Below are 8,514 nucleotides of genomic sequence, written 5' to 3'. Positions count from 1 at the left end.
AGCAGCCCGGCGTGCCGGTGGTGCGGAAGGATCGCGGCCGGGCACCGGTGCGCCGAGTGCGGCTCGCCCCGCCTGCGGGCGTTGGTGGTTGGAGCGGCGCGGACAGCGGAAGAACTGGGCCGTGCCTTTCCCGGAGCCGCTGTGGTTTCCTCGGCGGGCGAACACGTCAAGCAGAGCATCAGCACGGGTCGCACCCTGGTGGTCGCCACCCCAGGTGCGGAGCCCGCGGTCGAGGGCGGCTACGCCGCGGCGTTGCTGCTGGACGGCAACTCCATGCTCGCGCGGGAATCGCTGCGTGCCAGCGAGGACGCACTGCGCCGCTGGTTCACCGCAGCGTCACTGGTCCGTCCCGCGGAGGAGGGCGGCGTCGTCGTTATTACCGCGGAGCACGACGCCGTGGTCGGCCACCTGGTGCGCTGGGACCCTGCCGGGGCCGCGTCCCGTGAGCTCCAGCTGCGCCGCGAACTGCAGCTGCCTCCGGCCGTGCGGATTGCGGCACTGACCGGCGCGGCCTCGAGCCTGGAGGTCTTCCTGGAGGGCCTTGACCTGCCGGAGGATATCCGCACTGTGGGCCCGGTGGAATTGCCGCAGCCGGGTTCCGCGGGGACCCATCGGCTGCTGCTGTTCTTCAGCTACCGGCAGGGCAATACGGTCACGCAGGCGCTGCGGGCACGAAAGGCGGCAGTGTCGGCCCGCCGCCTGGCCGAACCGGTGCAGGTCCGCTGCGACGGGCTGGACCTGCTCTGACGGCTGACCTGGCTATGCCGGGCCTCCTCTAGCCTCCCGCCTGCCGCCGCTGCAGGACTTCCTCGGCCATGGCCACCAGCTGGGCGGCAGAGTGGTCCCAGCTGAACTCCGCGGCCCGCTGGGCGCCTTCCTTGCTGGCCCGGGCGCGGCGGTCCGGATCCTCCAGGGTACGCACGGCAGCGGCGAAGGCCGCCGGGTCGTCCGGGTCCACGTGGAGGGCGGCTCCTGCTGCGACTTCGCGGAAGATCGGAATGTCGCTGGCGATCACGGGCGTGCCCGCCGCCATGGCCTCGATCAGCGGCAGGCCGTACCCCTCGTCCCGGGATAAGGTGACCAGCGCGGTGGCGCGGTGCAGCAGGTCCCGGTACTCGCCGTCGGACACCCCATGGTGGAAGACCAGCTGCCCGGGGTCGGCGGCAGCGGCCGAAAGCTCTGCCGCGCGGGCATCCGGCAGCGGGCTCAGCAGATGCAGCCGGTAACCTGGCAGCAGCGCCATTCCGACGATGAGCGTCTCGACGTTCTTGTACGGCATGTAGGAGCCCATGTAGAGCAGCTCCCTGTCCGCCGGAGCATGCGGATCCCGGGGCGCGTCGGGGGAGTGCGGCGCATTGGAGACAATCCGGATCTGGCGCCGGGTCAGCCGGGTCTGCTCCAGGAGGGACTGCGTGGTCCGGCTGATCGTGGCGACCATGTCGGCGCGGTTGAGCAGCATCCGCTGCGGCCAGTACGCCTTGTGGTAGAGCCGCCACAGCCACTGGACCGGCAGCGGCAGGAAGCCCGGTGGCTTGGGGTGCCGGTAATAGATCAGGTCGTGGATGGTCAGGATCAGCCCATAGCGCCGGCCGAAGCTGCCCATGGTCTGCATCGGGCAGAAGACGACGTCCGCGCCCAGCTTGTTGATGCGCCCGGCCACGAACAGTTCGGCGGGGGAGAGCGGGCTGTTGATCTTCACCCACGGCACGTCGGGCAGGAACTGCAGCTGCCGCTCGTCGTGGATGAGCATCCGCACATCCGCGAGTCTGGCCGCCGCGGCGATCAGGTTGGCCCCGTAGCGGCTGATGCCGTCGAACTGGTCGGTGCGCGTGTAGCGGGCGTCGATCAGCAGCTTCACAGGGCCCGCTCCGCCAGGAACCGGCTGACCATCCCGGCGGCCGCCTCCGGCGCCTCGTAGTGGATGAGGTGGCCGACGCCGTCGATAATTTCCAGCTGGGCGTCCGGCATTGCCGCGGCGAGATTCTGCTGGCTCGCCACCGAACCCAGGTCGTCCTTCGCGCCGGCGATCAACAGCACCGGCAGTGACAGGGCCGGCGCCGCTTCGAGCACATCGTGGGAGATGGAGGCGCGGAACGACTCCAGCACGACCGACCGGTTCGCGAACGCGCTGAAGTAGGCGTCATGCTGCGCGTGGATGAAGCGCCGCAGTTGCGGGTCCCTGGTCTTGGCCATCATCATGCTCATCACCCGCACGATCGCCGGATGCTTCAGCAGCTGCAGGCCGGCCCGTTCCGGCAGTCGTGCACCCAGGAAGTAGTACAACTCGGCCAGCCGGGACGCCACCGCCCGCGGACCCTTCAGCGCCGGTTCGCTGATCGGGTTGACCAGCACCGCTGCCGCGAAGGAAGCCGGCTGCGCCGCCAGGTAGTGCGCGGCGATGATCGAACCGAAGGAGTGGCCCAGCAGCACCGCGTCGGGGCCAAGCTGCAGCGCTGCGGCGAAGTCATGCACGAAGCCGGCATAGTTCTCCACGCTGTGCTCCCGGCTGGCGAAGGGCGCGCAGACGCCGAAGCCGGGCAGGTCCGGGGCGATGATCCGGTGGCCCGGCAGCGCCGCGGCCAGCAGTTCCAGCCCGTGGTGGTCGCCGCGGAAGCCGTGGATGAACAGCAGGTCGGTTCCCGCCCCGGGCTCCTGCGCCGGGTACTCCCAGTAGCTGACTTCGCCGGTCTCCAGCGCGGCGGTGCGGGCGATGGCCCGGTCCTTGGTCGCCGTCACGGCCTAGTTCACCTCATCCGGATGCGAGCCCAGGCGGCCATTGCGCTCCAGGCCGGCCACGCACTGCATGGCGTCGTCGTCCAGTTCGAAATCCCACACCCGGAAATTCTCCCGCAGCCGCTCGCCGGAACTTGCCTTGGGGATGGCAACGTTGCCCAACTGCAAATGCCAGCGCAGGATGATCTGCGCCGGCGTGCGCCCGAACCTCGCGGCAAGTTCTTCGATGACCGGATCCTGCAGGACGGACCCGCGGCCCAGCGGGCTCCAGGCCACCGTCCGGATGCCGTGCTCCTGGTGGAGCTCGCGCAGTTCGCGCTGCTGCAGCCACGGATGCAGCTCCACCTGGTTGACCGCCGGCACCACCTCGGTCTCCGCCAGCAGTTTCCGCAGATGCGCCGGCTGGAAGTTGGAGACGCCGATGGCCCGGACCCGCCCTTCATGATAGAGCCGCTCCAGCGCGCGGTAGGTCTCGCTGAACAGCTCCCGGTCCGGCAGCGGCCAATGGATCAGGAAGAGGTCGGCGTACTCCAGGCCCAGCCGGTCCAGCGATTCCTGGTAGGCATCGAGCGCAGGCTGGTAGCCGTGCCGGTCGTTCCACAGCTTCGTCGTGACGAAGATGTCCTCGCGCCCGACCAGCGGCTCTTCGGCCAGGAACTTCATGACCGCCTCGCCGACGCCCGCCTCGTTGGCGTAGAACGCGGCGGTGTCGAAATGGCGGTAGCCTGCCTCCAAGGCCTGGTAACACAGGCCCGCAGCGTCCGCCGACGGCACCTTGTAGAGGCCGAAACCCAGCTGGTCCATATGGACGCCGTTATTCAGTGCCACCTTTTGAGCTGTTGCCATAGCAAAGACTCTACCGACCGAGGGCGGCCACCGGAGACAGTCTTCCGCGGGCTGCTCATTGACCGGCACTGCGCCGGCCGCTAGGTTCGAGCCCAACAGATTGCGCCGGCGCGGTGGCGGGCCGGCAGGACAGCGAAGGTGGGGCATGCCCGGTTACGTACTGGCCATTGACCAAGGTACGACGTCGTCACGCGCCATTATTTTCGACCGTTCCGGCAGCATCGTCTCCAGCGGTCAGAAGGAACACCGGCAGATCCTGCCCAAGGCCGGCTGGGTGGAACACGACGCCGTCGAAATTTGGGACAACGTGCGCGAGGTCGTGGGAACCGCGCTCTCGCGCGCCAGCCTGACCCGGCATGACATCGCCGCGGTGGGCCTGACCAACCAGCGCGAAACCACGGTGGTCTGGAGCCGCTCCACCGGACAGCCGGTCGGCAACGCCATCGTCTGGCAGGATGTGCGCACGCAGGCCATCTGCGACGAGCTGTCCGCCGGGGTTGGCCCGGACCGGTTCAAGGAAGCCACCGGGCTGCCGCTGACGCCGTACTTCGCCGGTACCAAGCTGCGCTGGATCCTGGACAACGTGCCCGGCGCGCGCGAGCAGGCGGAGGCGGGCGAGCTGCTCTTCGGCACGATGGACAGCTGGGTGGTCTGGAACCTCACCGGCGGCACCGACGGCGGCCGGCACGTCACGGACGTCACGAACGCTTCGCGCACGCTGCTGATGGACCTGCGGACCCTGGAGTGGTCGCCGGAAATACTGGCGGCGTTCGATATTCCCGCCGGGATGCTGCCGGTGATCAGGTCCTCTTCCGAAACCTACGGCACGGTCCACGGTTCGCAGCTGCTGCGGGAGGTGCCGATCGCCGGGATCCTGGGCGACCAGCAGGCCGCCGCTTTCGGGCAGGCCGCGTTCGGACCCGGCGACGCCAAGAACACCTACGGCACCGGCTGCTTCGTGCTGGTCAACACCGGAGACCGGATCGTCTCTTCGGCCAACGGCCTGCTGGCTACCGTGGCTTACCGTCTGGGGGAGCAGGCGCCGAGCTATGCGCTGGAAGGATCGATCGCCGTCGCCGGTTCCCTGGTCCACTGGCTCCGCGACAACCTCGGCATCGTCTCTTCGGCCGCCGAAGCCGAGGAACTCGCAGGTTCGGTGCCGGACAGCGGCGGGGCCTACTTCGTCCCGGCTTTCTCCGGCCTCTTCGCCCCGTACTGGCGGCCGGATGCGCGCGGCGCCTTGGTCGGCCTGACGCGGTTCGTCACCAAGGCCCACATCGCCCGGGCCGCGCTTGAGGCCACAGCCTTCCAGACCCGCGAGGTGCTGGATGCAGTCAACGCGGATTCCGAGGTGCCGCTCAAGGAGTTAAGGGTCGACGGCGGGATGGTCGCCAACGATGCGCTGATGCAGTTCCAGGCGGACATCCTGGGCGTTCCGGTGGTCCGGCCGCGGATCGCGGAGACCACCGCCCTGGGCGCGGCGTATGCGGCGGGACTCGCGGTGGGCTTCTGGACTGGGCAGGAGGAACTGGCCGCCAATTGGGCCGAGGGCCGCAGGTGGGAGCCGGCCCTGCCCGGGCCGGAGCGGGACCGGCGGATGCGGCTCTGGAAGAAGGCCGTCGCCCGGACCTTCGACTGGGTCGACGAAGACGTGCGCTGAATCCTCCCCTTCCGCCGATCCGCCGGCGGGCAGGGCGGGCCGGGGAGCGGCCTTGATCTGCGCTAAAGTAGACCTATGTCTGCACTTGAGCTTAGCCAGCCGCGCTGATTCGGAAGATCCGATCCCCAGTGCGGCCGCCCCTCCCGTGACGAGGGGCTTTTGTGTGTCCGGGCGCTGTCCGGCAAGTGCACCGCAAACCAAGAGGACGAGGGCAAGTCAACGTGAGTACGCACGCTGGTACGGAACAGAACGAGTACAGCTTTTCAGCGATGGAGGCCAAGTGGCCTGCAGTGTGGGAAGAGCTGGGCGTCTTTAACGCCGCCGACGACGGTTCCAAAGAGCGCCGCTATGTGCTCGACATGTTCCCCTACCCCTCGGGCGACCTCCATATGGGCCACGCCGAAGCCTTCGCCATGGGCGACGTGGTGGCCCGCTACTGGCGGCTGCAGGGCTACGACGTCCTGCACCCCATCGGGTGGGACTCGTTCGGGCTGCCGGCCGAGAACGCCGCGATCAAGCGCAACGCCCACCCGTCCGAATGGACCTACGCCAACATCGACACGCAGGCTGCGTCGTTCAAGCGCTATGCGATCAGCGCCGACTGGTCCCGGCGGCTGCACACTTCGGATCCCGAGTACTACCGCTGGACGCAGTGGCTCTTCCTGCGTTTCTACGAGCGCGGCCTGGCTTACCGCAAGAATTCGCCGGTCAATTGGTGCCCGAAGGACCTGACGGTGCTCGCCAATGAGCAGGTCGTCAACGGTGCCTGCGAACGCTGCGGCACTCCGGTGACCAAGAAGAGCCTGAACCAGTGGTACTTCAAGATCACGGACTACGCGGACCGGCTCCTCGAGGACATGGAGGAGCTCAAGGGCCACTGGCCGGAGCGTGTGCTGGCAATGCAGCGCAACTGGATCGGCCGCTCGGAGGGCGCCCACGTCAACTTCCGGATCGAGGCCGCCGACAGCCGTCCCGACCACGAAGTCACGGTTTTCACCACCCGGCCGGACACTCTGTACGGCGCCACCTTCTTCGTGGTCGCCGCGGATGCCCATCTGGCGTTGGATCTGGTCACCGCTGACCAGCATGACGCGCTGATGGACTACCGGGAGAAGGTTAAGGCGCTCTCGGACATCGAACGGCAGTCCACGGAACGCGAGAAGACCGGCGTCTTCCTGGGCCGCTACGCGATCAACCCGCTCAACGGCGAGAAGCTGCCGGTCTGGGCTGCCGACTACGTGCTGGCAGACTACGGCACCGGAGCCATCATGGCCGTCCCGGCGCACGACCAGCGGGACCTGGATTTTGCCCGTACCTTCGACCTGCCCGTTCGGGCGGTCCTCGATACCGGCGAGGAGGACCCGGCTGTCACCGGGACCGCGACCGCGGGCGAGGGAACGCTGGTCAATTCCGGCGAACTGGACGGCCTGTCCAAGGCCGAGGGCATTGCGAAGGCGATCGAGATTGTCGAGGCCGCAGGTACCGGCGAACGCGCAGTGAACTACCGGCTGCGCGACTGGCTGCTCAGCCGCCAGCGTTTCTGGGGCGCGCCGATTCCGATCATCCATTGCGACGAATGCGGCGAGGTACCGGTTCCAGACAGCCAGCTGCCGGTCCGCCTGCCGGACGATCTGCGCGGCGAGGCGCTCTCGCCGAAGGGCACGTCCCCGCTGGCGGCGGCCGTGGACTGGGTCAACGTCGACTGCCCAAGCTGCGGGCGGGCCGCGCGCCGCGACACCGACACGATGGACACCTTCGTCGATTCGTCCTGGTACTACCTGCGGTTCGCCTCGCCCAACTACACCGGAGGCCCGTTCGACACCGAGGCCGTCAACCGCTGGCTGCCGGTGGGTCAGTATGTCGGCGGCGTCGAGCATGCCATCCTGCACCTGCTCTACAGCCGGTTCTTCACGAAGGTCTTGAAGGATCTCGGCCTGGTCGATTTCGACGAGCCCTTCAGCGCGCTGCTGAACCAGGGCCAGGTGCTCAATGGTGGCAAGGCCATGAGCAAGTCGCTGGGCAACGGCGTGGACCTGGGCGAGCAGCTGGACAAGTTCGGCGTGGACGCCGTCCGCCTGACGATGGTCTTCGCCTCCCCGCCGGAGGACGACGTCGACTGGGCGGACGTGTCGCCCGCGGGCAGCGCAAAATTCCTGGCCCGCGCCTGGCGGTTGGGCCAGGACGTAACCTCCGCCCCCGGCGTCGACCCTTCCACCGGTGACCAGAACCTGCGCGGTGCAACCCACCGCACCGTCGCTGACGCCGCGAACCTGCTGGACCAGCACAAGTTCAACGTCGTCATCGCCCGGTTGATGGAACTGGTGAATGCCACCCGCAAGGTCATCGACAGCGGAGCCGGCGGGGCGGATCCGGCAGTGCGCGAAGCTGCCGAAGCGGTCGCGATCATCCTGGGCCTCTTTGCCCCGTACACCGCGGAGGACCTGTGGGCAGCACTCGGCCATGCGCCGTCGGTCGCCAACGCCAGCTGGCCCACGGTGGACGAAAAGCTGCTGGTCCAGGCGACGGTCACCGCCGTCGTCCAGGTCCAGGGCAAGGTGCGCGACCGGCTGGAAGTGCCTGCCGATATCAGCGAAGAAGAGCTCAAGGCCCAGGCCCTGGCATCCGAGCAGATCATCAAGACCCTGGCGGGCCGCGAAATCCGCACCGTGATCGTGCGGGCGCCGAAGCTGGTCAACATCGTCCCGGCCTGAGGAACAAACCAAGGTGACGTGGCTGGAGGAGCTCATCCGGCGGTCCCGGTCGCTGCTGAACCAGCCGGTCCGGCGCCCGGGCTCCAAGCCTGCCCGTCCGCGGGTTGCTGTGGTCACGGACTCCGCTGCTGCCCTGCCGGCTGCCTGGACGTCCGATCCGGCCACGGCCCTGTGCCTGAGAGTCGTACCGATGCCGGTCATGATTTCCGGGCAGATCTACGGTGAAGGGGTCGACGACGTACCGGCAGCGCTGACCTTGGGCCTGGCTGAGGGCAAAGACCTCAAAACGTCGCGTCCTTCGCCCGGTCTCTTCCGCAAAGTCTACGAAGAGCTGGCAGACGAGGGCTTTGAAGCGATCGTGTCCGTCCACATCTCGGGGGAGCTGTCCGGCACGGTGGAAGCGGCTTCGCTCGCGGCGGCCAAGGTCGGTATTCCGGTGGAGGTCATAGACACCCGCACGGTAGCGATGGCCGAGGGATTCGCCGTCGTCGAAGCGGTGCTGGCGGCGCAGGCCGGCAACCCTGCGGAGGACGTGGCCGAAAGCGCCCGCGGGGCCGCCGGCGC

General features: G+C 68.3%; 6 protein-coding genes and 1 pseudogene. 4 read left to right on the top strand and 3 right to left on the bottom strand.

What is annotated here, in order from left to right; genetic code table 11:
- A pseudogene (locus D477_RS15945) lies at positions 1-747 on the top strand (primosomal protein N'); the annotation flags it as partial.
- A 28-nt stretch (positions 748-775) separates the two neighbouring features.
- Here the strand turns inward: D477_RS15945 and D477_RS15940 are convergent.
- The 3 genes from D477_RS15940 to D477_RS15930 are packed head-to-tail and all read right to left on the bottom strand — an operon-like array spanning position 776 to position 3,579.
- A complete protein-coding gene (locus D477_RS15940) occupies positions 776-1,858 on the bottom strand; it encodes a glycosyltransferase family 4 protein (RefSeq protein ID WP_005271771.1) in 1,083 nt (360 codons plus the stop codon).
- Positions 1,855-2,736, bottom strand: coding sequence for an alpha/beta fold hydrolase (locus D477_RS15935; RefSeq protein WP_005271768.1), 882 nt, complete (start codon positions 2,734-2,736; stop codon positions 1,855-1,857). The genes D477_RS15940 and D477_RS15935 overlap by 4 nt, the downstream gene beginning before the upstream one ends.
- Positions 2,737-2,739: 3 nt before the next feature.
- Positions 2,740-3,579 (bottom strand): aldo/keto reductase, encoded by an 840-nt coding sequence (locus D477_RS15930; RefSeq protein ID WP_043847316.1) that lies wholly within the window; start codon positions 3,577-3,579, stop codon positions 2,740-2,742.
- Between the two features lie 145 nt (positions 3,580-3,724).
- Between D477_RS15930 and glpK the strand changes: the two genes are divergently transcribed.
- The 3 genes from glpK to D477_RS15915 form a co-directional block, all read left to right on the top strand.
- A complete protein-coding gene (gene glpK, locus D477_RS15925) occupies positions 3,725-5,239 on the top strand; it encodes a glycerol kinase GlpK (RefSeq protein WP_005271764.1) in 1,515 nt (504 codons plus the stop codon).
- 185 nt (positions 5,240-5,424) lie between these two features.
- Complete coding sequence (gene leuS / locus D477_RS15920; protein WP_052510817.1) at positions 5,425-7,950, top strand: leucine--tRNA ligase; 2,526 nt, start codon at positions 5,425-5,427, stop codon at positions 7,948-7,950.
- Between the two features lie 13 nt (positions 7,951-7,963).
- Positions 7,964-8,514, top strand: a 551-nt coding sequence (locus D477_RS15915; protein ID WP_005271757.1) for a DegV family protein, incomplete at its 3' end; no start/stop codon positions are given.

The sequence above is a fragment of the Arthrobacter crystallopoietes BAB-32 genome, from assembly GCF_000328305.2.
GTDB classification, from domain to species: domain Bacteria; phylum Actinomycetota; class Actinomycetes; order Actinomycetales; family Micrococcaceae; genus Crystallibacter; species Crystallibacter crystallopoietes_A.
This window is presented reverse-complemented; position numbering and strand designations above follow the sequence as displayed.

Excerpts from the sequence above, each read along its gene's own strand:
- D477_RS15930 (WP_043847316.1), bottom strand. The coding sequence starts at position 3,579 with ATGGCAACAGCTCAAAAGGTGGCACTGAATAACGGCGTCCATATGGAC.
- glpK (WP_005271764.1), top strand. The coding sequence starts at position 3,725 with ATGCCCGGTTACGTACTGGCCATTGACCAAGGTACGACGTCGTCACGC.